21 protein-coding genes and 1 pseudogene are annotated in these 22,304 nt (G+C 69.0%); 9 read left to right on the top strand and 13 right to left on the bottom strand.

Features of this window, described 5'->3' with window-relative positions:
• The 5 genes and pseudogenes from BM198_RS27855 to BM198_RS27835 form a co-directional block, all read right to left on the bottom strand.
• Window positions 1–317, bottom strand: a pseudogene (locus BM198_RS27855) (arginine decarboxylase); the annotation flags it as partial.
• 101 nt (window positions 318–418) lie between these two features.
• Complete coding sequence (locus tag BM198_RS27850) at window positions 419–1,801, bottom strand: aspartate aminotransferase family protein (RefSeq protein WP_044412827.1); 1,383 nt, start codon at window positions 1,799–1,801, stop codon at window positions 419–421.
• Window positions 1,802–1,856: 55 nt separating this feature from the next.
• Window positions 1,857–3,242: an APC family permease gene (locus tag BM198_RS27845; RefSeq protein WP_139233724.1), complete on the bottom strand. Its 1,386-nt coding sequence runs from the start codon at window positions 3,240–3,242 to the stop codon at window positions 1,857–1,859.
• Between the two features lie 104 nt (window positions 3,243–3,346).
• Window positions 3,347–4,387: an ABC transporter substrate-binding protein gene (locus BM198_RS27840; RefSeq protein ID WP_244165747.1), complete on the bottom strand. Its 1,041-nt coding sequence runs from the start codon at window positions 4,385–4,387 to the stop codon at window positions 3,347–3,349.
• A 128-nt stretch (window positions 4,388–4,515) separates the two neighbouring features.
• Window positions 4,516–6,018, bottom strand: a complete 1,503-nt coding sequence (locus BM198_RS27835; protein ID WP_074974033.1) for an aldehyde dehydrogenase — start codon at window positions 6,016–6,018, stop codon at window positions 4,516–4,518.
• Window positions 6,019–6,264: 246 nt separating this feature from the next.
• Here BM198_RS27835 and BM198_RS27830 point away from each other — a divergent pair, with 246 nt between their 5' ends.
• Window positions 6,265–7,200: a LysR family transcriptional regulator gene (locus BM198_RS27830; RefSeq protein WP_074974031.1), complete on the top strand. Its 936-nt coding sequence runs from the start codon at window positions 6,265–6,267 to the stop codon at window positions 7,198–7,200.
• On the opposite strand, the gene BM198_RS27825 is transcribed toward BM198_RS27830, so the two are convergent.
• A complete protein-coding gene (locus BM198_RS27825) occupies window positions 7,191–7,457 on the bottom strand; it encodes a type B 50S ribosomal protein L31 (protein ID WP_074974029.1) in 267 nt (88 codons plus the stop codon). The genes BM198_RS27830 and BM198_RS27825 overlap by 10 nt on opposite strands.
• A gap of 453 nt (window positions 7,458–7,910) precedes the next feature.
• Between BM198_RS27825 and BM198_RS27820 the strand changes: the two genes are divergently transcribed.
• The 8 genes from BM198_RS27820 (at window position 7,911) to BM198_RS27785 (ending at window position 17,079) form a co-directional block, all read left to right on the top strand.
• Complete coding sequence (locus BM198_RS27820) at window positions 7,911–8,306, top strand: hypothetical protein (RefSeq protein WP_074974027.1); 396 nt, start codon at window positions 7,911–7,913, stop codon at window positions 8,304–8,306.
• Between the two features lie 137 nt (window positions 8,307–8,443).
• A complete protein-coding gene (locus tag BM198_RS27815; protein ID WP_044412842.1) occupies window positions 8,444–9,112 on the top strand; it encodes a TetR/AcrR family transcriptional regulator in 669 nt (222 codons plus the stop codon).
• The gene (locus BM198_RS27810; RefSeq protein ID WP_074974025.1) at window positions 9,112–9,711 is read left to right on the top strand and encodes an IMPACT family protein; all 600 of its coding nucleotides are present in this window, start codon (window positions 9,112–9,114) and stop codon (window positions 9,709–9,711) included. The genes BM198_RS27815 and BM198_RS27810 overlap by 1 nt, the downstream gene beginning before the upstream one ends.
• On the top strand, window positions 9,708–10,643 hold the full coding sequence (locus BM198_RS27805) for a LysR family transcriptional regulator (RefSeq protein ID WP_074974023.1): 936 nt from the start codon (window positions 9,708–9,710) through the stop codon (window positions 10,641–10,643). The genes BM198_RS27810 and BM198_RS27805 overlap by 4 nt, the downstream gene beginning before the upstream one ends.
• 995 nt (window positions 10,644–11,638) lie before the next feature.
• The gene (locus BM198_RS27800) at window positions 11,639–12,472 is read left to right on the top strand and encodes a nucleoside-binding protein (RefSeq protein ID WP_074974021.1); all 834 of its coding nucleotides are present in this window, start codon (window positions 11,639–11,641) and stop codon (window positions 12,470–12,472) included.
• A gap of 981 nt (window positions 12,473–13,453) precedes the next feature.
• Window positions 13,454–14,986 (top strand): ABC transporter ATP-binding protein, encoded by a 1,533-nt coding sequence (locus tag BM198_RS27795; protein WP_074974019.1) that lies wholly within the window; start codon window positions 13,454–13,456, stop codon window positions 14,984–14,986.
• 12 nt (window positions 14,987–14,998) lie between these two features.
• Window positions 14,999–16,102 carry an ABC transporter permease gene (locus BM198_RS27790; RefSeq protein WP_074974017.1) on the top strand — a complete coding sequence of 368 codons (1,104 nt, stop codon included), beginning with the start codon at window positions 14,999–15,001 and terminating at the stop codon, window positions 16,100–16,102.
• Window positions 16,103–16,152: 50 nt separating this feature from the next.
• Window positions 16,153–17,079 (top strand): ABC transporter permease, encoded by a 927-nt coding sequence (locus tag BM198_RS27785; RefSeq protein ID WP_074974015.1) that lies wholly within the window; start codon window positions 16,153–16,155, stop codon window positions 17,077–17,079.
• Between the two features lie 12 nt (window positions 17,080–17,091).
• Here the strand turns inward: BM198_RS27785 and argE are convergent, their stop codons facing one another.
• The 7 genes from argE to BM198_RS27750 form a co-directional block, all read right to left on the bottom strand.
• A complete protein-coding gene (gene argE / locus BM198_RS27780) occupies window positions 17,092–18,249 on the bottom strand; it encodes an acetylornithine deacetylase (RefSeq protein WP_074974013.1) in 1,158 nt (385 codons plus the stop codon).
• Window positions 18,242–18,919 (bottom strand): DUF1028 domain-containing protein, encoded by a 678-nt coding sequence (locus BM198_RS27775; protein WP_074974011.1) that lies wholly within the window; start codon window positions 18,917–18,919, stop codon window positions 18,242–18,244. Before BM198_RS27775 ends, argE begins: the two co-directional genes overlap by 8 nt.
• Before the next feature lie 9 nt (window positions 18,920–18,928).
• On the bottom strand, window positions 18,929–19,357 hold the full coding sequence (locus tag BM198_RS27770) for a RidA family protein (RefSeq protein ID WP_044412869.1): 429 nt from the start codon (window positions 19,355–19,357) through the stop codon (window positions 18,929–18,931).
• A 29-nt stretch (window positions 19,358–19,386) separates the two neighbouring features.
• Entirely contained in the window at window positions 19,387–20,661 is a 1,275-nt protein-coding gene (locus BM198_RS27765; protein ID WP_044412872.1) for a flavin-containing monooxygenase, read from the bottom strand.
• A gap of 402 nt (window positions 20,662–21,063) precedes the next feature.
• Entirely contained in the window at window positions 21,064–21,618 is a 555-nt protein-coding gene (locus BM198_RS27760) for a Tll0287-like domain-containing protein (RefSeq protein ID WP_074974009.1), read from the bottom strand.
• A 64-nt stretch (window positions 21,619–21,682) separates the two neighbouring features.
• Window positions 21,683–21,871 (bottom strand): YgaP family membrane protein, encoded by a 189-nt coding sequence (locus BM198_RS27755; protein ID WP_074974007.1) that lies wholly within the window; start codon window positions 21,869–21,871, stop codon window positions 21,683–21,685.
• Between the two features lie 12 nt (window positions 21,872–21,883).
• A complete protein-coding gene (locus BM198_RS27750; protein WP_074974005.1) occupies window positions 21,884–22,303 on the bottom strand; it encodes a YeeE/YedE family protein in 420 nt (139 codons plus the stop codon).
• Between the last annotated feature and the right edge of the window lies 1 nt (window position 22,304).

Here is a 22,304-nt window from a genome sequence, read left to right as displayed (position 1 = left end):
TCTTCGCGCTGGTAGACGTTCACCGAGTCGGTGTCGCCGAACAGGTTGTGCATGTCGCCGAGGATCTCCTGGTAGGCGCCCACCAGGAACACGCCCAGGAGGTAGTCCTCGCCTTCGCGCACGTCGTGCACCGGCATGCTGGTCTCGATGCTCTGCTCGTCGACGTACTGCTTGATCTTGCCGTCGGAGTCGCAGGTCAGGTCCTGCAGCACGGCGCGGCGCAGGGGCTCTTCGTCGAGGCACTGCAGCGGGATGATCGGCAGCACCTGGCCGATGGCCCAGGTGTCCGGCAGGCTCTGGAACACGGAGAAGTTGCAGTTCGTAGGATGTGCTGAGGTACGAAGCGCATCGCGCCGAGGTATGGGCGGGCACGAAAACGCCCCGGGGTGCTCCCCCGGGGCGTTTCGGTGGAGCGGTGTCAGAGCCGGCCGAGTTCCTGGGCGGTGCGGTCGAGGGCCTTGCGGGTCTTTTCCACCAGCTCGTCCAGTTCGGCGCGGGTGGCCACCAGGGCGGGGGCCATGATCATGCGGCCGAGGGTGGAGCGGATGATCACGCCTTCTTCGAAGCCGAGGGTGCGGCAGCGCCAGGCGATGTCGTTCTCGTTGTCGAAGCGCTTGCGGGTGGCCTTGTCTTCGGCGAGCTGCAGGGCGGCGACCAGGCCGGTGCCCTGGATGTCGCCCACCAGCGGGTGGTTGCCGAACACTTCGCGCAGGCACTGCTGCAGGTAGGGGCCGGTGTCGGCCTTGACCTGGCGGACCACCCCTTCGTCACGCAAGGCCTTGAGGTTGGCGATGGCCACGGCGGCGGCCACCGGGTGGCCGGAGTAGGTCAGGCCGTGGGCGAAGACGCCGCCCTGCTCCACCAGGACTTCGGCCATGCGCTTGCTGAGCACCAGGCCGCCCATGGGGATGTAGCCGCTGGTGAGGCCCTTGGCGATGGAGAGGGTGTCCGGCTGGAAGCCGAAGTGCTGGTGGGCGAACCATTCGCCGGTGCGGCCGAAGCCGCCGATCACTTCATCGGCGCATAGCAGCACGTCGTACTTCCGGCAGATGCGCTGGATCTCGGGCCAGTAGGACTCCGGCGGGAAGATCATGCCGCCGGCGCCCTGGAAGGGTTCGGCGACGAAGGCGGCGACCTTGTCGGCGCCCAGTTCGAGGATCTTCTCTTCCAGCTGGCGGGCGGCGCGCAGGCCGAATTCCTCGGGGCTGAGGTCGCCGCCCTGAGCGTACCAGTAGGGTTCGTCGATGTGTTCGAAGTCCGGCAGCATGCCGCCCATTTCGTGCATGAACTTCATGCCGCCGAGGGCGGTGGAGCCGAGGGTGGAGCCGTGGTAGCCGTTCCAGCGGCCGATCATGATGCGCTTCTCGGGCTTGCCGAGGATCTGCCAATAGCGGCGCACGGTGCGGATCAGCACCTCGTTGGCCTCGGAGCCGGAGTTGGTGTAGACGGCGTGGCTGTAGTGGCCGGGCAGCAGGCTGAAGAGCAGCTCGGAGAGTTCGATCACCGCCGGGTGGGTGGTGTGGAAGAACATGTTGTAGTACGGCAGCTGCTCCAGCTGCTGCGAGGCGGCGGCGGCGAGGTCCTTGCGGCCGTAGCCGAGGTTGGTGCACCACAGGCCGGACATGCCATCCAGGTAGCGCTTGCCGTCGTTGTCCCAGAGGTGCAGGCGGTCGCCGCCGACGATCACGCGCGGCCCTTCGGCGTTGAGCGCCTTCTGGTCGAGGAAGGCGTGGATGTGGTGGGCCGCGTCAGCCGCCTGGTAGTCGCGGGTGTCACGTTGGGCCTGGAATGGGGCGTTCATGTCGGTGTCTCCTTTCTCCCCTTGCGGGGGCGTTGCGGGTTCGTGTTGATGCGGCTCACTGGGCGGCTGGCAGGGGCTCGGGGCGGAACAGCGGCTTGCCCATCACCCATTTGATCCAGGCCACGGCGATCAGCGACACCAGGCCCAGCACCACGCCGGCGATGCCGAAGATCTTCCCGGTCATGTCCGGGCTCGGCGAGGCGTAGGCGATTGCATAGAGCATGCCGCCGATGCCGAACAGCTGCGGCAGCGGGTAGAACGGCGTGCGGAACGGCCGGGCGATGGCCGGGTAGCGGCGGCGCAGGGCGATCACGTCGAGGTGGACGATGATGTACGCCAGCAGCCAGGCCAGTGCGGCAGCCAGCAGCAGCAGGTTGATGGAGGCGGCGTCCTGGCCCATGGCGAGGATCGGCAGGCCGGTGATCGCCGCGACGAACAGCACCGCCACCCAGGGGGTGCGGGCACGCGGGCTGAGCCGCTTGAACTGCGGGAACGCCTGGCCGTTCTGGGCCATGCCGTAGAGCATGCGCGGGATGGCCGCCAGCGAGGTGTTGAGGGTGCTGCAGGTGGCGGTGACGGCGGCGATCACCAGGAACACTTCGCCGGACTCGCCGAACACCGTGGTGGCGAACAGGTAGTGCGGCAGGGCGTCGGTGGTCAGCGCCTCGGCCGGCAGCATGAACAGCGCGCCCAGGCAGTACAGGGCGATGGTGAGGAAGATGACGGTGAGGCCGATGATCATCGAGCGCGGGATGTTGCGTTCGGGGCGCTTGGTCTCCTCCACCAGCGGGCAGACGAACTCGGCGCCGACGAAGCCCCACACGGCCATGGCGGTGAGGGTCAGCACGCCGGCGCCCATGGGGTTCCAGTCACCGTGCAGCACGCTGCTGGCGGTGGTGCCCGGCGCGCCCTTGGCGATGGCGGCAATGCCCAGCACCAGCAGGACGATGACCATCACCACCGCCAGGGCGGTCTGCAGCCTGGCGAAGATGTCGATGCCCAGGAGGTTGAGCACGGTGAACAGGCCGAGCACGCCGAAGGCGACGCTGAAGGGCGGGAACACGTCGGGGTAGACCTTGCCGATGATCAGGTCGAGCAGCAGCAGCTCGGCGGAGAGGGCGAACATCGCAACCACCACGTAGCCGGAGAAGGTGGCGAGGATGGCCGGGAAGTGCCCCAGGGCCACCTCGGTGTAGCTGGACAGGCCGCCGGCGCGGGGGATCATCAGCGCCAGTTCGGAGAACGAGAAGGCGTAGCTCAGCGCCAGCAGCCAGGCCAGCCCCAGCGGCACCAGGAAGCCCAGGCCGGAAAGGCCGGCGCCCTGCAGCATCAGCACCATCACGCCCTGGGACACCACCAGGCCGATGGCCACGGCGAGCAACGCGCCGAGCCCCAGCACCCGGCGGAACCCGCCGACTTCCTCCTGCCCCTGCACGGGCATGGACACACTTGCACTCATGACACCCTCCGATCTTGTCGTTGTTATGCGCCCGCCGGCCGGCGGGTCGGTGATGCAGGGCGCGGGCCGGCCGCGCCCTTGTGATCTCAGCGCGCGGCCCAGGCGTTGAAGCGCTCCTCCAGCTCCTCGCCGTGGTTGACCCAGAACTCGGCGCTCACCAGCTGGGCGTCGGCCAGGTTGGCCGGGGCGGTGGGCAACTGGGCGCGGGTGGCCTCCGGCAGGGCATCCAGGGCGGCCTTGTTCACCGGGCCGTAGGGGATGCGGGTGGAGAACGCCTGCTGGTTCGGCGCCTGGCTGGCGAAGGCGATGAAGCGTTCGGCAGCGGCCTTGTTCGGGCTGCCGCGGACGATGGCCCAGTGGTCCGGGTCGTAGAGGTTGCCGGCCCAGACGATGGACAGCTTCGAGCCTTCCTGCTGGGCGGCGGCGATGCGCCCGTTGTAGGCGGCGGACATCACCACATCGCCGGCCACCAGCCATTGCGGCGGCTGGGCGCCGGCTTCCCACCACTGGATGCTGGGCTTGATCTGGTCGAGCTTGCGGAAGGCGCGGGCGACGCCTTCGGGGGTCTCCAGCACGCGGTAGAGGTCGGCGGGCTTGACGCCGTCGGCCAGCAGCGCGGCTTCCAGGGTGTACTTGGCGCCCTTGCGCAGGCCGCGCTTGCCGGGGAAGCGCTGCAGGTCCCAGAAGTCGGCCCAGGAGGTGGGGGCGCTGCTCAGCCGGCTGGCGTCGTAGGCCAGCACCATGGACCAGACGTAGCTGGCCACGCCGCACTCGCTGACGGTGTTGGGGATGTACTGGCCGGGATCGCCGATCACCGCCGGGTCGAGGCGCTCGAACAGGCCTTCCTCGCAGCCGCGCAGCAGCTCGGGGGACTCCACTTCGACCACGTCCCAGGTGACCTGGCCGATGTCGACCATGGCCTTCACCTTGGACAGTTCGCCGTTGTATTCGCCGGCCACCACACGCGCGGCGCCGCTGGCTTCGAAGGGGCGGAAGTAGGCCGCGTCCTGGGCGGCCTTGGTGGCGCCGCCGAAGGAGATGACGGTGAGGCTGGCCGGGACGGCCAGCACGGAACCGCTGAGGCCGGCCAGGGCGCTCAGGGCAAAAGCGGTACGACGCAAGGACATGCGCATGGGAACTCCCTCACTGCTTGTTGGGTTGTTGTCAGTTACGGAGGCAGTCATGACCCCGCGCGAACGCGGGGTGGATCGGGGCCGGTCGTCTGAGGCGACCTTGGTCCCCGCGCGGGCGGGGCCTACGCGGGGCCGGGGCGCAGCTGGAACCAGGTGGTCTTCAGCTGGCAGTACTTGTCGAAGGCGTGCAGCGACAGGTCACGGCCGAAGCCGGACTGGCGGCCGCCGCCGAAGGGCACGCTGACGTCGAGGGCGTCGACGGTGTTCACCGACACGGTGCCGGCCTTGAGGGCGCGGGCCACGCGGTGGGCGCGGTGCAGGTCGTCGCTCCAGACCGAGGCGGCGAGGCCGTAGACGCTGTCGTTGGCCAGGCGGATGGCTTCGTCTTCGTGGTCGAAGGTGCTGATGGCCAGCACCGGGCCGAAGACTTCCTCGCGGGCGAGGACGGTGTCGGGGCCGACGTCGGCGAACAGGGTCGGTTCGATGAAGTTGCTGGAGCCGTTGAAGGTCAGTTGCCGGCCGCCGGCGAGCAGCCGGGCGCCCTGGCCCTGGGCCTGCTCGATGAAGCCCAGGATGCGCCGGGTCTGGCTGCTGTCGACGATGGCGCCGGCGCGGCTGGCCGGGTCCAGCGGGTCGCCGGGCATCCAGTCGCGGGCCTTGGCCAGCAGGCGTTCGATGAACTCGTCGCGGATGCTGCGCTGTACGTAGAGGCGCGAGTTGGCCGAGCACACTTCGCCCTGGTTGAAGAAGATGCCGAAGGCGGCCTTCTCGGCGGCGAGGTCGAGGTCGCGGCAGTCGTCGAACACCAGGTTGGGGCTCTTGCCACCGCACTCCAGCCAGACCTGCTTGAGGTTGGACTGGGCCGAATAGCCCATGAAGTACTTGCCCACCTGGGTGGAGCCGGTGAACACCAGGCAGTCCACGTCCGGGTGCAGGCCCAGGGCGCGGCCGGCCTGCTCGCCGAGGCCGGGCACCACGTTCAGCACGCCTTCGGGGATGCCAGCCTCCAGGGCCAGCTCGCCCAGGCGCAGGGCCGAGGCCGGGGACTGTTCGGCAGGCTTGAGCACCACGCTGTTGCCGGCGGCCAGGGCCGGGGCCAGCTTCCAGGCGGCCATGTCGAGGGGGAAGTTCCAGGGCACCACGGCGGCGACCACGCCCAGCGCTTCGCGGGTGATGGTGGCCAGGGCGTTGGGCGCGGTGGGCGCCACCTGGTCGTAGAGCTTGTCGAGGGATTCGGCGTACCAGGCGAAGACGTTGGCGGCGCCGGGCACGTCGATGGTGTAGGCGTCCATCACCGGCTTGCCCATGTCCAGCGAGTCCAGCAGGGCCAGCTCTTCGCGGTGGGCCAGCATCAGTTCGGCGAGGCGCAGCAGGGTCTTCTTGCGCTCGGCCGGCGCCATGCGTGCCCAGGGGCCGTGCTCGAAGGCCTGGCGGGCGCTGCGCACGGCGAGGTCGACGTCCGCCGTGTCGCAGGCGGCGACGCGGGCCAGCAGCTGGTTGGTCGCGGGGTTGATGGAATCGAAGGTGGCGCCGGAAGCGGCACTCACCAGGCGGCCGCCGATCAGGGCCTTGTCGATGATGGATTGCCGGGCGGCTCGCTGCTGCCAATAGCCGAGGTCGTACACGCTGCACCCCCTGTCGACCGTCTTCGCGGTCTGGTTGTCGTTCGGGTCGGGGCAGATGGTGCGCCAGCGGGGGCATGAGGAAAATTATTAAAAATATGCTCGCTAGCCATGAAAAAGCTCACCAGCCGATCGGCCCACCCGCTGCGGCCTGGGGTATGGTGCTGGCCTTCCGCTCCACGGGCGAGGCGCGGCCGGCCGTCGAGATCGGGCTGCTGAGATCAGGCTGTTGAAACGAGGAGGAGTCCCATGGCGACCTACACCCTGCGGCAACTGAGGTACTTCGTGACCACGGTGGAATCCGGCAGCGTGGCCGAGGCGTCCCGCAAGCTCTACATCGCCCAGCCGTCCATCTCCACGGCCATCAAGGGGCTGGAGGAGAGCTTCGGCGTACAGCTGTTCATCCGCCACCACGCCCAGGGCGTGTCGCTGACCCCCAGCGGCACGCGCTTCTACGAGAAGGCCCTGGAGCTGTTGCGGGTGGCGCGGGAGTTCGAGCAGAACGCCCTGGCGGACAACGACATCGTCGCCGGGCAGATCGACATCGGCTGCTTCGAGACGGTGGCGCCGCTCTACCTGCCGCAGCTGATCGCGGGGTTCCGCGCGCTGTACCCAGGGGTGGACATCCGCATCCGCGACGGCGAGCAGCAGGAGCTGGTGCAGGGGCTGACCGCCGGCACCTTCGACCTGGCCTTCCTCTACGACCACGAGCTGGACAGCACCATCGCCACCGAGCCGCTGATGGCCCCGCAGAAGCCCTACGCGCTGCTGCCGGAACACCACCGCTTCGCCCGCCAGGCCCAGGTGTCGCTGCGCGACCTGTGCCTGGAGCCGATGATCCTGCTGGACGTGCAGCCGAGCCGCACCTACTTCGTCAGCCTGTTCCACGAGCTGGGGCTGACGCCCAACATCGTCTTCAGCTCGCCCTCCATCGAGATGGTGCGCGGCATGGTGGGCCAGGGCTTCGGCTTCTCCCTGCTGGTCACCCGCCCCCATTCCGAGTGCACCTACGACGGCCAGCGGGTGGTGTGCGTGGACATCACCGAGCCGGTGGCCACCTCCGGCCTGGTGGCCGCTCGCCTCAAACGCGCCCAACTGACCAAGCCGGCCCAGCTGTTCGTGGACTTCTGCCGCGAACGCCTGGGCCAACTGGCCCAGGCCCGCGACGCCACGCCTCAGCCCTGAGTCCCGCGCCCACCGAAAGCAGCGAAGCGCTTGTTGAAGTGGGCAATGCGCCCCTCCGCCGCCACCTGGCGCTGCTGGCCGGTGTAGACCGGGTGCGACGCGCTGGACACGTCCAGCGCCACGTAGGGGTAGGTCTGGCCATCGCTGTGCACATAGGTGCGGTCGGTTTCCACGGTGGAACCGATCAGGAAGAACGCATTGGCCGAAGTGTCGTGGAACAGCACAGGCCGGTAGTCGGGGTGAATGCCGGGTTTCATGGAGCCTCCGATGCAAATGTTATAAAGTTACGCATACTGCGCTTATCGATAATGATTTTCAATATCCCGCTGTGCTAGCCATGACCCACTCGTCAGCTTCTCTCAGAAGTAAGACCCCAGTGCGCATCCCGAAACGACATCTGGCTCAAGCGTTGGAGCGGGGCAGCGCCCCTTCAGGAGGCCGAGCGCAGTCGTTGCGCAGGGGGACGAGCGGCATGGATGCCGCGAGAGGCGCGCCAGGCCACGGATGGCCCATCGCGCCGGCCCCCGAAGCAACGATGGAGCGAGGGGAGTCCCGCGAAGCGGGACCCGGATGCAGGGGCGAGCCTTTTTGGTTTCTTTTTTGGCGACTGAAAAAAGAAACTCGCCCGGCGGGGCGAAACAGAAAACATCGACAGAACTCGATAACCAACCTGGCTCCGCGCTCACTCAACCCCCGGGAACGCTCTATCCATGAACATCCCGCGTCTCGCCCTCCTGACCACCCTCCCCCTCCTCCTGCTGCCGACCCTGTCCCAAGCCGCCATCCCCATCCCCCTGGGCCCACTCCCCCACTGCACCCGCAGCGCCACCCTGATGCACTGCAACGACGGCCAGGGCGGCTTCTACGGCATGGCCATCCAGGGCAACGACCTCCACCTGCGCGGCCACGACGGCCTGACCGGCCTCGGCTGGGCGCAGACCAGCACGCGCTTCGGCCGCCTGCTGCTGCTCAGCGGCATCAGCGGCGACGGCACCGTGTGGATCGGCTTTGGCCGGCGCATGGGCTGGAACGTGCTGAACCGCCTCTCCACCTCCGCCGGCGACCGCATACGGCTCTCCTGCAACCGCCTGAAGGGCTGCGACTGACCTCCGGGCGGGACCATTGCGCACCGAGCCGGTGCAGCGGCGACAAAACCGGCATCGATCCCGTCGTGCGGCTTGTCGGCGGGCCCGCGCTTGCGGTATCAGTGCATTCGCCCGCCCCTGAATTCCCTGGAAACACCATGACTGTCCTGGTTCCCGCCCACAGCCCCGCCGCCACCGGCAAACCCGCCGGCCGCATCCGCCAGAAGAACGAAGAGATCATCCTCGCCGCCGCCGAGGAGGAGTTCGCCAAGCACGGTTTCAAAGGCACCAGCATGAACGCCATCGCGCTGCGCGCCGACCTGCCCAAGGCCAACCTGCACTACTACTTCAGCAACAAGCTGGGGCTCTACGTGGCGGTGCTGAGCAACATCCTCGAGCTGTGGGACAGCACCTTCAACACCCTCACCGCCGAGGACGACCCGGCCGAAGCACTGGCCCGCTACATCCGCGCCAAGCTGGAGTTCTCCCGCCGCTACCCGCTGGCCTCGAAGATCTTCGCCATGGAAGTGATCAGCGGCGGCAGCTGCCTCGACAAGCATTTCAACCAGGACTACCGCGACTGGTTCCGCGGCCGCGCCGCCGTGTTCGAGGCCTGGGTGGCCGCCGGCAAGCTGGACCCGGTGGACCCGATGCACCTGATCTTCCTGCTCTGGGGCAGTACCCAGCACTACGCCGACTTCGGCTCGCAGATCTGCCGCGTCAGCGGCCGCAAGCGCCTGACCAAGGACGACTACGAGGTCGCCGCCCAGACCCTCACCCACATCATCCTCAAGGGCTGCGGCCTGACGCCGCCGGCCAGCGCCTGATGCCCTTCACCCTGGCCGGGCCCTGCGAGTACCGCGAGGAAATCCGCAAGAGCCGCTTCATCGCCCTGGCCGCGCCGGTCACCAGCGCGGCAGAGGCCCAGGCCTTCATCGCCACCCACAGCGACCCCGCCGCCAGCCACAACTGCTGGGCCTGGAAGGTGGGCGCGCAGTACCGCTTCAGCGACGACGGCGAACCCGGTGGCACCGCCGGGCGGCCGATGCTCGCCGCCATCGAGGGCCAGGACATGGACCGCGTGGCGGTGCTGGTGATCCGCTGGTACGGCGGCATCCAGCTCGGCACCGGCGGCCTGGCGCGGGCCTACGGCGGCAGCGCCGCCAAGTGCCTGCAGGGCGGCGAACGCACCGAGCTGCTGGCCCTGCAGCGCCTGCGCGGGCACGTGGCCTTCGCCGAGCTGGCCCCGTTCAAGGCGCGCCTGGCCGAGCACCAGGCGCGGCTGGAAGACGAGGCCTATGACGCCGAGGGCGCCTGGCTGGAGCTGGCCCTGCCGGCGGAACGCCAGGCAGCCCTGCAGCAGGTGCTGGCCGACCTCAGCCGGGGCCGCAGCCAGCTGCAACCGGTGGAGGAGGTGGCGCCGTGAGCGGCCGCCTGCGCATCCACTCCCCGGCCATCCTCTACTTCGACATGGTCCGGCGCTGCCACTCCATCCGCGAGGCGGCGCGCCGGCTCAACGTCGCCTCGTCGGCGGTTAACCGGCAGATCCTCAAACTGGAGGACGAGCTGGGCACGCCGCTGTTCGAACGCCTGCCCGGCGGCCTGCGCCTGACCCCGGCCGGCGAGACCCTGTCGCGCCACGTCACCGTGGTGCTGCAGGATCTGGAGCGGGTGCGCTCGGAACTGGACGCCATGCAGGGCCTGAGCACCGGCCACGTGGAGATCGCCACCGTCGAAGGCGTCACCCTCGACCTGCTGCCCCGCGGGCTCGACGCCATGCACACGCGCTACCCGCGCATCACCGTGGGCGTCACCACCCTGGGCTCCCAGGCCATCCCCGAGGCCGTGCTCAGCGGCGACGCCGACCTGGGCCTGGCCTTCGGCCTGCAACGCAGCGCCGAGCTGCAGCAGCTGTGCCTGGGGCACTTCCGCCTGGGAGCCATCGTCCCCGCCGGCCATCCCCTGGCCCAGCGCCAGGAGGTGGCCTTCGCCGCCTGCGCCGAGCACGGGCTGATCCTCGCCAAGCGCGAGCTGTCCCTGCACCACCAGATCGGCCCGCTCTTCCGCCGCCTGCGCCAGCCCGGCCTGCCGGTGCTGGAAAGCAGCTCCCTGGAGCTGGCCCGGCAGATGGTCAGGCGCGGCCTGGGCATTGCCTTCCAGACCCGCATCGGCCTGGAGGCCGACCTCGCCAGCGGCGAGCTGCTGCACCTGCCGCTGACCGACCAGGGCGGCCTGCACAGCGACCTCGGCCTGTACATGCGCGCCGGGCGTCACCTGCCGGTGGCAGTGGACGCCTTCGCCCGGCTGATGGCCGAGGAGATCGCCCGCCGCGAGGGCGAGGAACCGCCGCGGCTCTGAGGCTTCACTAAGCGATCGAATTCACCGAAGCGTTTTCTGCCCCTGAGATAAGCTCTCGGGCTTGCCCAAAAGAGGCCTATTGAGCGAGGTCGCGTCCATTAGAGCCCATGGACGGGAGTGCGTTTTAAATAGCCAAGGCGTCACTGCGTTTGCGATCAGCCCAATAGGCCATCCGCAAATGCTCCAACCTACGCAAGAGAAGCAGTCGTTATGTTTTCGAAAAAGATATTTATCTGCTTGGTTTCAATTTCACTTTATGGGTGCGCCAGTGGTGAAAAAATTCTTGTGAGTGCAGAAAAAGGCCATCGATGCTCTGGGGATATATTCCCTGTAGATTCTCCCTCAATAACTCTTTTTCCAGAGCGTTCATGCGAACTCCCCCTCGCAAACGCCAACCGGATGAAGTCCTACGTAATCAAGTCCAATGGCACATCTACATATGGCTGCTGGGAAAGGAAATCTGGCGGTAATTTTTTGATAGTTACCGCTCAAGGCGAGGAATATACACACAGGATTCTGGACTATGTCGACGCCACTCTAATCACACCGAAAACTGCAAAAGTAACGTTCTCGCTTTTCCAAGCTACTTGGGGAAAGGAAGAGTGTCCCAAGCCGGTCGGATTTAATGCATGGGTACCTTAGCAACTCCAAAGACAACAGCCTTGTTGTGATCTAGAGCCTACCGCCCTGGCCGCTTTCCATCGTAAAGATTGCTTCTAGCACTGGTGCCGGCGCCGGCTTTCGGCGTCAGCCCATGCCCTCTGCCTACCCGCTCGATTTCTGCCCTTCACGCCAGCCTGCGCCCTTGAGCGCGCGGAACGCCCGCCGGGCTGGAGGCCGCGAAAATACTGACTTCCAGGTCAATTCAGCGCTGCCGTTCCGGCATCAGCCCGAGCGAAATACTGTTCTTTGGCGCACACCGGGCTTGTGCCGATACTGCGTCGCTCGGTGTCCGTACCGAACTGTCGATACCCCACTCCACAGGAGCCACAACAATGAAAAAAGCACTGCAGGGAGCGTCGTTGGCACTGGCCTTCGTCATGGCCGGGGAGGCCAGCGCACTGGAATGGATGAACAACAGCCTGGGCTTCCGCTATGGCCAGCAGTTCACCAACCCCAACAACCCGGACAAGTTCGCCAAGCGCATCTACAGCTTCACCCACGCCAGCGGCTACCAGTACGGCAGCAACTTCTTCAACCTCGACGTGTTCCTCTCCGACAACCGCGACCCGCGCAAGGGCACCGACGACGGCGGCAGCGAGGTCTACGCCACCTACCGCCACCAGCTGTTCGCCTCGCGGGTGTTCGACCGGCCCCTGGGCACCGGCCTGATCAAGGACTACGCCTTCACCGCCGGCTTCGACGCCAGCCGCAACAACAACCGCGCCTCGGCCAAGAAGCGCGCCCTGGTGTTCGGCCCGACCCTCAAGTTCAACACCGTCGGCGTGCTCGACCTGAGCCTGCTCTACTACCGCGAGCGCAACCACAGCGGCATCCCCGGCGTGCGCCACGAGAACCTCACCTTCGACGGCACCTACAACCTCAACCTGACCTGGCTGCGGCCGTTCAAGGTGGGCGACCACGCGGCCAAGTTCCAGGGCTTCGTCAACCACATCGGGGAGAAGGGCGAGGACTACAACAACCGCGACACCGCCCCGGAAACCCTCATGCGCACCGCCCTGATGGTGGCCGCCCGCCCGGGCGACCGGGTGCAGCCCAACCTGTGGTTCGGCGTCGGCTACGAGTATTGGCACAACAAGTTCGGCGTGGACGGCGGACGCGGCAGCCGCACCTCCACCCCGACCCTTAACCTCGAACTCAGCTTCTGAGCCCTACCCGGCCCCGTGGCTCGGGCTTCAGCCCGGGGCGCCTTCGCCGGCCATGCCCCGGGCTGAAGCCCGGGCTACGGTGCCCTCCGCAACGTCGTGGCATAGGCCGTTGCCCGGACTTCAGTCCGGGGATTCCGCGCACCCGGCCTTGAGCTTCAACCTGGGAATCCTTCGCCAGCCAGTCCCTGGACTGAAGCCCAGGCTACGGGTGCTCTCCGCAACGCCGTGGCATAGACCGTAGCCCGGACTTCAGGGCCGTAGCCCGGACTTCAGTCCGGGGATTCCGCACACCCGGCCTTGAGCTTCAACCTGAGAATCCTGCGCCAGCCGATCCCTGGGCTGAAGCCCAGGCTACGGGTGCTCTCCGCAACGCCGTGGTGCGGGGTGTAGCCCGGACTTCAGTACGGGGATTCCACACACCCGGCCCTGCGCTTCAACCTGGAGATCCCTCGCCAGCCCACCCCTGGGCTGAAGCCCAGGCTACGGGTGCCGCCCTGTCACTTCCGGTGGTCCGGAACCGCCCACAAAAGCCGGGGACAAGCCTGTGGATAACCTTTGCAAAGGTGGCGCCGGGCTGCGTGCCGTAGTGCCTGCCGCGAGCTGATCAAATAATGACCACCCTGCCCTGCGCCCAAATGGCGCACGCAAGGGCTTGACAGGCATGGATTAATTTCGCTGGGAAATAAGGCACCGCGCCAGCATCCCGTCGAGGTGCCCCGTGCTCGCCCACAATAACCGTGGACAGACCTGTGGATAACCTTGGGAATAACCGCGCCAGCCCTGCTGCGCCAAGGCCTGCGCCGCCCTGATCGAAAAACCGCCACAACGGTGCGCCACCCCACCGTCCACGCCCCATTTGCGTGCAGCGTCCGCACGGCCCTGGCACCCCGTCGTCTCGCTGTTCCAAGGCCCGCGCGCTTTCTGACCCGGTGGCCAGCTTTTTGCTTTGGCAGGGCCAGCTGATTGATCGAGTGAAGCCCCATGACCGCCTCCCCTCCCCGCCTGGAACTCCTGGGCATCACCAAGCGCTACCCCGGCTGCCTGGCCAACGACCGTGTCGACCTGGCCATCGCCCCCGGGGAGATCCATGCCCTGCTGGGCGAGAACGGTGCCGGCAAGAGCACGCTGATGAAGATCATCTACGGCGTGGTGCAGCCCGATGCCGGCGAGATCCGCTGGCAGGGCGAGGCGCGGCGGGTGCGCGACCCGGCCCAGGCCCGCGCCCTGGGCATCGGCATGGTGTTCCAGCACTTCTCGCTGTTCGAGACCCTCACCGTGGCCGAGAACATTGCCCTGGCCCTCGGTCGCGAGGCCGGCACGCCCAGGCAGCTGGAGGCTCGCATCCGCGAGGTGTCGCAGCGCTACGGCATGGCCCTGGAACCGGGGCGGCTGGTGCATGCGCTGTCCATCGGCGAGCGCCAGCGGGTGGAGATCGTCCGCTGCCTGATGCAGGACATCCGCCTGCTGATCCTCGACGAACCCACCTCGGTGCTGACCCCGCAGGAGGCCGAGGAGCTGTTCGTCACCCTGCGCCGGCTGGCGGCCGAGGGCTGCAGCATCCTCTTCATCAGCCACAAGCTGGCCGAGGTGCGGGCGCTCTGCCACAGCGCCACGGTGCTGCGCGGCGGCCGTGTCTCCGGCCAGTGTATCCCGGCCGCGTGCAGCGACCTGGAGCTGGCGCGGCTGATGGTGGGCGATGCCGAAGGACTGGTGGCGCAGTACCCCAAGGTCAGCGGCGGCGCACCCTTCCTCCACCTGGAGGGCCTCGACTGGCACAACCCCGACCCGTTCGGCGTGTCGCTGAAAGCCATCGGCCTGGAGGTGCGCAGCGGCGAGATCGTCGGCATCGCCGGGGTGGCCGGCAACGGCCAGGACGAGCTGCTGGCGCTGCTCTCCGGTGAGGCCCGGCTGCCGCCGGCCAAGGCGGCGGCGGTGCGTTTCGCCGGGCAGGCGGTGGGCCAGTTGCCGCCGGATGCGCGGCGCGCCCGGGGCCTGGCCTTCGTGCCCGCCGAGCGCCTGGGGCACGGCGCGGTGCCGGAGCTGTCCCTGGCGGACAACGCGCTGCTCACCGCCTCGCGCCAGGGCCTGCTGCGCCACGGCCTGGTGCGCCGGGGCCGGGTGCTGGCCTTCGCCGAGGAGGTGATCCGCCGCTTCGCGGTGAAGACCCCGGACGCCCACACCGCCGCCCGCAGCCTCTCCGGCGGCAACCTGCAGAAGTTCATCCTCGGCCGCGAGATCCTCCAGCAACCCAGGCTGCTGGTGGCCGCGCACCCCACCTGGGGCGTGGACGTGGGCGCGGCGGCGGCCATCCACCGCGCGCTGATCGCGTTGCGGGATGCCGGCGCGGCGATCCTGGTGATTTCCGAGGACCTGGACGAGCTGTTCCAGATCAGCGACCGCATCGGTGCGCTGTGCAGCGGCGAGCTGTCGGCGCTCAAGCCGGTGCCGGACACCACCGCCCAGGAGGTCGGCCGCTGGATGGCCGGCCGCTTCGATTCGCCCCAAGCCGCCTGACCCGGAGCCCCCATGCTGTTATCCCTCGTTCCCCGCACCCAGCCCTCGCGGGCGATGCTGGTGCTCTCCCCGGTGCTGGCCGGCCTGCTGACCCTGGCCTGCGGCTCGCTGCTGTTCCTGGCCCTGGGCAAGGACCCGCTGGAAACCCTGCACACCCTGCTGATCGCCCCGGTGAGCGACCTCTACGGCGTCTCCGAGCTGCTGGTGAAGGCGCTGCCCATCCTGCTCTGCGCCCTGGGCCTGGCCGGGGCCTACCAGGCGCGGGTGTGGAACATCGGCGCCGAGGGCCAGTTGCTGGTCGGTGCCCTGGCCGGCAGCGCGCTGGCGGTCCACGTCATCGACTGGGAGAGCCGCTGGGCGCTGGTGCTGGTGCTGGCCGCCGGCACCCTCGCCGGGGCCGCCTGGGGCGCGCTGGCGGCCTGGCTGCGCACGCGCTTCAACGCCAACGAGATCCTCACCACCATCATGCTCAACTACGTAGCGCTGAACCTGCTGCTGTACGCGGTGCACGGTCCGCTGAAGGACCCGGGCGGCTTCAACTTCCCCGAGTCGGCCATGTTCGGCGACGCCACGCGCCTGCCGCCGGTGTTCGAGGACCTGCGCCTGCACATCGGCCTGTACTTCGCCCTGCTGGCGCTGGTGGCGGTGTGGGTGCTGCTGCACAGGAGCTTCCTCGGCTTCCAGATCAAGGTGCTGGGCCTGGACAAGCGCGCGGCCGGCTTCGTCGGCTTCCGCGAGCGGCGCCTGGTGTGGCTGGTGCTGCTGCTCAGCGGCGGCCTGGCGGGCCTGGCCGGGGTCGGCGAGGTCACCGGGCCCATCGGCCAGCTGGTGCCGCAGGTGTCGCCGGGCTACGGCTACGCCGCCATCACCGTGGCCTTCCTCGGTCGCCTGAACCCGTTCGGCATCCTCGCCGCCGGCCTGCTGATGGCGCTGCTCTACCTGGGCGGCGAGAACGCGCAGATGGCCCTGAACCTGCCGCAGTCCATCACCCAGCTGTTCCAGGGAATGATGCTGTTCTTCCTGCTCGCCTGTGACGTGCTGATCCTCTACCGCCCTCGCCTGGCGGCCCGCTGGACGCTGCGCACGACGGCCCGCGCACGCGGGGCCCTGGCATGACCCTCTCCCCTCTTCCTGACGCGCGGCTCGCCGCCCGAGGCTTCTGACCCATGGATCTCGATCTGCTGACCAACATCCTCTTCGCCATGGTCCGCTGCGGCACGCCGCTGCTGCTGGTGGCTTTGGGCGAGCTGGTGTGTGAAAAGAGCGGCGTGCTCAACCTCGGCCAGGAGGGAATGATGCTGTTCGGCGCGGTGGTGGGCTTCATCGCCGCCATCGGCACCGGCAGCCTCTGGCTCGGGGTGCTGGCGGCGATGGCCGCCGGGGTGCTGCTGTCGGCGCTGTTCGCCCTGGTGGCGCTGGGCTGCAACGCCAACCAGGTGGCCACCGGGCTGGCGCTGACCATCTTCGGCATCGGCCTGTCGTCCTTCGTCGGCGCGGCCTGGGTGGGCAAGCCGCTGGCGGGCTTCGAGCCGGTGGCGATCCCGCTGCTGAGTGCGCTGCCGGTGCTGGGCAAGGTGCTGTTCAGCCAGGACCTGATGGTCTACCTGTCCTTCGCGCTGTTCGCGCTGATCGCCTGGGCCCTGCTGAAGAGCCGCATCGGCCTGGTGCTGCAGGCGGTGGGCGAGAACCCCGACGCGGCCAGCGCCATGGGCCTGCCGGTGCTGCGGGTGCGCACCCTGGCGGTGCTGTTCGGCGGGGCGATGGCGGGCATGGCCGGGGCCTACCTGTCCCTGGCGTACACGCCGATGTGGGCAGAAAACATGACCGCCGGACGCGGCTGGATCGCCCTGGCGCTGGTGGTGTTCGCCAGCTGGCGGGTGTTCCGCGTGCTGCTGGGCGCCTACCTGTTCGGCCTGGCCAGCATCCTCCACCTGGTGGCCCAGGGCGTGGGACTCGCCATCCCGGCCAACCTGCTGGCGATGCTGCCCTACGTGGCGACCATCCTGGTGCTGGTGCTGCTCTCCCGCGATGCCGTGCGCACACGCCTGTTCGCCCCGGTGTCCCTCGGCCAGCCCTGGAAGGGCGGGCACTGAGGGCGCGGGGACTCAGGCCCGCAGGTGCTCGGCCAGGCGCAGCAGCATGGCGTCGCAGGCCTCCAGCTGGGCGAGGGTGACGAACTCGTCGGGCTTGTGGCCCTGGTCCATACTGCCGGGGCCGCAGACCACGGTGGGGATGCCGGCCTCGTGGAACAGCCCGCCTTCGGTGCCGAAGGCCACGGTGCCGAAGTCCCGCGAGCCGCTGATCAGCGCCACCAGTTCGGCCGCCTCGCTGGCGGCGTCGGTGGCCAGGCCCGGGTAGCTGCCCAGGGGCTCGAAGCGGATGCCGGTGCCCGGCTGCACGGCCTGCATGCGCGGCACCAGCTCGGCCTGGGCGTAACGGTCCAGGCGCGTCGCCACCTGCTGGGCGTCGAAGCCCGGCAGGGCGCGCACCTCGAAGTCGAAGCGGCACTCGGCGGGGACGATGTTCAGCGCCCGGCCGCCCTCGATCAGCCCGGTCTGCACGGTGGAGTACGGCGGGTCGAAACGCGGGTCGTGGTGCTCGGGGCGGGCCAGTTCCTCGCCGATCTCGCCGAGGTGGCCGATCAGCCGCGCGGCGTATTCGATGGCATTGACCCCCTGGGGCGCGTAGGCGGAATGGCAGGCGGCGCCGTGCACCTGGCAGCGCATGGCCAGCTTGCCCTTGTGGCCGAGCACCGGGCGCAGTTCGGTGGGCTCGCCGATCAGGCACAGGCGCGGCCGGTTGGGCCGCTGGGCGAGGGCGTCGAGCAGGGAGCGCACGCCCAGGCATCCCACTTCCTCGTCGTAGGAGAACGCCAGGTGCACCGGCAGGCGCAGCGGCTGGGCGAGGAAGGCCGGCACGGCGGCCAGTACCGAGGCGATGAAGCCCTTCATGTCGGCAGTGCCGCGTCCGTAGAGGCGGCCCTCGCTTTCGCTGAGGCGGAACGGGTCGCGGGTCCAGGCCTGGCCGTCCACCGGGACCACGTCGGTGTGCCCGGACAGCACCACCCCGCCACGGTCGCTGGGGCCGAGGGTGGCGAAGAGGTTGGCCTTGGTGCCCTCGGCATTGAGGAACAGCTCGCTGGCCACGCCGTGGCCGGCGAGGTAGTCGCGGATGAAGCCGATCAGCGCCAGGTTGGAGTCACGGCTGACGGTGGGGAAGGCCACCAGCCGCTCCAGCAGGTCGAGGCTGGTGGCGTCACTCATCCCCGGGCACTCCGTAGCTGGGCGCCGCCGTCGGGTCCAGGGCGCGGGTGATGTAGTCCTGCTGCTGCGGGGCATAGGCCTGCCAGAGCCCGGCGAGCACGCCGATGGGGTCGTGCTCGGCCCAGTCCACCCGCAGGTCGACGATGGGCCAGGTGAGGTCGCCCATCACCTTGAGCGCTGCCGAGTGCACCGGGCCGGCTTCGCCCCCGGCGGCCATGGCCGCCTGCATGGCGCTGAGCAGGCGCTCGGCCAGTTGCCCTTCGGAGGTTTCGAAGGCGCGCACCATGGCGTCGATCACCGCCGGGTCGGACAGCAGGTTGCCGGCGGCCACGCACTGCTCGCCGGCCACGGCGTTGTGCACGCCGAGGGCTTCGCTGCCGCTGAACAGCGCGGTGCGGCCCTGGCCGTCGATGACCGTCACCTGGCGGTACTGGCTCCAGCCGTTGGCGCCCAGGGCCCGGTCGAGGGCGGCCTGGGGCGTGAGGTGCTGGGCGTCCAGCAGGTCGAGGATCTGCGGCCCCAGGGCCGGCAGGGTGACGTTCTGAGTGGCCACCGCCCCCACCCCGGCACGCACCCAGGGACAGCGCGCGCCGACGGCGATGCTGGAGGAACTGATGGCGATGCCCAGCTGCCCGGTTTCCGCGCAACGGCCGACGATGGAAAAGGTCATGGGAGCTCCTTAGCGGGTGGCCTGCCAGTCATCGGGAATCACGGCGATCACGTCGATCTCCATCAGCCACTGGGGCTGGCCGAGGGCCGAGACCACCAGGCCGGTGGAAATGGGGAACACGCCCTTGAGCCACTTGCCCACCTCCTGGTAGACCGGCTCGCGATAACGCGGGTCGATCAGGTAGGTGGTGGTCTTGACGATGTGGGAGAGGTCGCTGCCGGCCTCTTCGAGCAGTTGCTTGACGTTCTTCATGGCCTGCTCGGCCTGGGCCCGGGGGTCGCCCAGGCCCACCAGGTTGCCGTCGAAATCGGTGCCCACCTGGCCGCGCACGTAGACGGTGTTGCCGGCGCGCACGGCTTGGCAGAGGTCGTTGTCCAGGGTCTGGTTGGGGTAGGTGTCGCGGGTGTTGAACATGCGGATGCGGGTATGGGTCGGCATGGCGGTGTCCTTGGCGTCGGGTTCTAGGCTCAGCCCTGACGGCGCTGGGCGGCGTCGTGGTAGGCGAGGTACTTGCGCTGGGTGGCGATCTGGTCGGCCACGTGCTTGGCGTCGTGCCAGACGCCCCAGATGAACGAGGAGCCCCGGCGCGACAGCCACGGCAGGCCGAGGAAGTAGACCCCCGGTTCGCTGGACACGCCGCGCTGGTGGCGGGGCTTGCCCTGGGCGTCGAAGGCGTCCACCTGCAGCCAGCTGTAGTCGGTGGCGAAGCCGGTGGCCCAGATGATGGCGCCGATGCCGGCGGCGGCCAGGTCCAGTTCGAGGATCGGCTCGCGCACGCAGGCCGGGTCGGGGCGCATGCGGCGGGCTTCGGGCTCGGCCGGCAGGTCCAGGCCGTTGCGCTCGATGTAGGCATCGGCAGCGTCCAGCAGGGACAGGTAGTTCTCGTCACCCCGGGCGAGGTTGTCGGCCAGGTCGTTGGCGAAGCGGACGGTGCCGCCGTCGAAGGCCTGGGTCAGCCCCACCAGGGTGATGCCCTGTTCGGCGAGGGCGCGGAAGTCCACGGTGTGGCCGCCACGGGCGCCGCTGACGGCGATGGTGACGTGCTCGCGGCCGGGCTTCATGGCCTGCTGGTCCCACTCGCCGAGCACCCCCAGCCACCAGCAGAAATCGCGTCCGCGGTAGCTGCGCGGCGGGCGGTCGTGGGCACCGACGGAGAGGTAGACCTGCTTGCCGGCGCGTTGCAGTTCATCGGCGATCTGCACGCCGGAGGAGCCGGCACCCACCACCAGCACGGCGCCTGCGGGCAGTTGGCCGGGGTTGCGGTAGTCGGCGGAATGCAGCTGCACCAGGGTCTCGCTGCGCGGGGCGATGGCGGGGATCACCGGGCGCTGGAAGGGCCCGGTGGCGGCGACCACATGACGGGCCTGGATCACGCCGTCGGAGGTCTCCACGCGGAACCCCGGCTGGCCGACGTTGCGCACCACGCGGGTGACTTCGACGCCGGTGCGCACCGGCACTTCGAAGCGCTGCACGTAGGCTTCGAAGTAGTCCGCCACCTGCTCCTTGGAAGCGAAGGCGTCGGGGGACATGCCCTCGAATTCCATACCGGGGAAGCGGTCGTGCCAGACCGGGCCGTTGGCCACCAGGGAATCCCAGCGCTGGGAGCGCCAGCGTTCGGCGATGCGGTCGCGCTCCAGCACCAGGTGGGGCACGCCGAGCCGGGTCAGGTGCTCGCTCATGGCGATGCCGGCCTGGCCCGCGCCGACGATCAGGGTATCGATTTCAGTCTGTCCAACGGTCATGGTCGGTGTCCTTCTGCTGGGCGGTTTTCGGCTCTTGGAATTGCAGGCCGCTCAGGGCCGGCGGAGAACGACGGACAAGGCGCAGAGGGATGAACCGGGCAGGCGGGCACGAGGCCGTTGGAGGCTGGAATCACGCACGCTGCACCCCGGCTCGACCGTCTGTGCGGTCTGGCTTTCGTTCGGGTCGGGCAGATGGTGCGCCAGCTTCCAGGCCAGGAAAATTATTAAAAATATGCTCGCTGCCCATGAAAAAACTCGGCAACGGCGCGGGGTTGGGAGCGGCGGCGCGGGGCGTGCTTGATGCGGTTCGCGTAGCTCACCGCATCCTACGGGGGCACGGAGCGGCCGTAGGATGGGTTGAGCTGTGCGAAGCCCATCGGGGCGGGGCACGGAGCGGGCGGATCAGCCTTGGTCGTCGACGGGGCGGCGCAGGGTGAAGGCGCCGCGCAGTTCGCCTTCGCGGAAGCCGGTGGCCTGGTCGTCGGGGTAGCGCTCGCGGATCAGGCGGGCGAGCTGCGGCTCGACCTGGGTGCCGTGGCAGGCGAGGCACGGCGCGCCGGTGGCGATGGGTTTCATCACCCGCACTTCGCCGTCGACCACCTCGGCGCGCTGCATGCCGGCCAGGGGTTCGCCGGCCTGGGCGCGGCGGGCGAAGTCCTCCAGCACCTGGCGCTCCCAGGTATCCGGGGCGTTGGCCGGGTTGCGCACCTTGAGGGCGGTGCGCCCGACGCGCCAGCCATCCTGCCCGTGGGCCTCGGCGATGCCGGGGGCGAGGGTCTGGCAGGCCGCCACGGCCTGGGCCGGGCCGCCCTGGCGCATGGCGCCCTGGACGGTCTCCAGCAGGTGCTTCTGGAAGGCCGGGATCAGCGCGGCGCCTTCGGCAATGCGGGCGTCGAGGCTCTCGGCCTGGGCGCTGACACACAGCCCCAGGCAGGCGGCGAGCAGGGGGTAACGCATGACGAACTCCTTGGCCGCGTCGCAACGGCGATCCTTCGCGGCGGTGGTGAAAGGACGCAACCGCTCAGCGGCGCGTGCAGGTGTTGATGCCCAGCAGCGGGTAGGCCGGGCAGAAACGGAACAGCCCGGTGAGCAGCGGGACGATGCCGATATACCCCCAGGCGCCGATCACGCCGAACACCGCGAGGGCGATCAGCAGCAGGCCGACGATGAGGCGCAGGGTGCGGTCGAGGGTTCCAACGTTGGCAGTCATGGCGGGTCTCCTTCAGTGGCCGCGCGGGCGATCCAGCACGGTGAACAGCGCCATGCCGGCGAGCATGGCAGCAACGAACAGCAGCACCTGCCAGTGGCCGGTCAGCAGCAGCGCCACCGCCGGGCCGGGGCAGATGCCGGCGATGCCCCAGCCGATGCCGAACAGCAGGCTGCCACCGATCAGGCGGCGGTCGAGGTTGCGGCGCTCGGGCAGGCGCATGGGTTCGCCCAGCAGCGAGCGGTCGTGGCGCCGGGCCCAGGCCATGGGCAGCAGGGCGGCGCCGATGGCGCCGGCCATCACCAGGGCCAGGGACGGGTCCCAGGCGCCGGCCAGGTCGAGGAAGCCGAGGACCTTGGTCGGGTCGGCCATGCCGGCCAGCAGCAGGCCGAGGCCGAACACCAGGCCGGCGAGGAATGCGCTCAGTCGGCTCATC

This window comes from Metapseudomonas otitidis, assembly GCF_900111835.1.
In the GTDB taxonomy this organism is placed as follows: Bacteria; Pseudomonadota; Gammaproteobacteria; order Pseudomonadales; family Pseudomonadaceae; genus Metapseudomonas; species Metapseudomonas otitidis.
This window is presented reverse-complemented; position numbering and strand designations above follow the sequence as displayed.

Bases quoted from the DNA above. Each gene is read 5' to 3' on its own strand.
- BM198_RS27850 (WP_044412827.1), bottom strand. From the start codon at position 1,801: ATGAACGCCCCATTCCAGGCCCAACGTGACACCCGCGACTACCAGGCG.
- BM198_RS27845 (WP_139233724.1), bottom strand. From the start codon at position 3,242: ATGCCCGTGCAGGGGCAGGAGGAAGTCGGCGGGTTCCGCCGGGTGCTG.
- BM198_RS27840 (WP_244165747.1), bottom strand. From the start codon at position 4,387: ATGTCCTTGCGTCGTACCGCTTTTGCCCTGAGCGCCCTGGCCGGCCTC.
- BM198_RS27830 (WP_074974031.1), top strand. From the start codon at position 6,265: ATGGCGACCTACACCCTGCGGCAACTGAGGTACTTCGTGACCACGGTG.
- BM198_RS27825 (WP_074974029.1), bottom strand. From the start codon at position 7,457: ATGAAACCCGGCATTCACCCCGACTACCGGCCTGTGCTGTTCCACGAC.
- BM198_RS27820 (WP_074974027.1), top strand. From the start codon at position 7,911: ATGAACATCCCGCGTCTCGCCCTCCTGACCACCCTCCCCCTCCTCCTG.
- BM198_RS27815 (WP_044412842.1), top strand. From the start codon at position 8,444: ATGACTGTCCTGGTTCCCGCCCACAGCCCCGCCGCCACCGGCAAACCC.
- BM198_RS27810 (WP_074974025.1), top strand. From the start codon at position 9,112: ATGCCCTTCACCCTGGCCGGGCCCTGCGAGTACCGCGAGGAAATCCGC.
- BM198_RS27800 (WP_074974021.1), top strand. From the start codon at position 11,639: ATGAAAAAAGCACTGCAGGGAGCGTCGTTGGCACTGGCCTTCGTCATG.
- BM198_RS27795 (WP_074974019.1), top strand. From the start codon at position 13,454: ATGACCGCCTCCCCTCCCCGCCTGGAACTCCTGGGCATCACCAAGCGC.
- BM198_RS27790 (WP_074974017.1), top strand. From the start codon at position 14,999: ATGCTGTTATCCCTCGTTCCCCGCACCCAGCCCTCGCGGGCGATGCTG.
- BM198_RS27785 (WP_074974015.1), top strand. From the start codon at position 16,153: ATGGATCTCGATCTGCTGACCAACATCCTCTTCGCCATGGTCCGCTGC.
- argE (WP_074974013.1), bottom strand. From the start codon at position 18,249: ATGAGTGACGCCACCAGCCTCGACCTGCTGGAGCGGCTGGTGGCCTTC.
- BM198_RS27775 (WP_074974011.1), bottom strand. From the start codon at position 18,919: ATGACCTTTTCCATCGTCGGCCGTTGCGCGGAAACCGGGCAGCTGGGC.
- BM198_RS27770 (WP_044412869.1), bottom strand. From the start codon at position 19,357: ATGCCGACCCATACCCGCATCCGCATGTTCAACACCCGCGACACCTAC.
- BM198_RS27765 (WP_044412872.1), bottom strand. From the start codon at position 20,661: ATGACCGTTGGACAGACTGAAATCGATACCCTGATCGTCGGCGCGGGC.
- BM198_RS27760 (WP_074974009.1), bottom strand. From the start codon at position 21,618: ATGCGTTACCCCCTGCTCGCCGCCTGCCTGGGGCTGTGTGTCAGCGCC.
- BM198_RS27755 (WP_074974007.1), bottom strand. From the start codon at position 21,871: ATGACTGCCAACGTTGGAACCCTCGACCGCACCCTGCGCCTCATCGTC.
- BM198_RS27750 (WP_074974005.1), bottom strand. From the start codon at position 22,303: ATGAGCCGACTGAGCGCATTCCTCGCCGGCCTGGTGTTCGGCCTCGGC.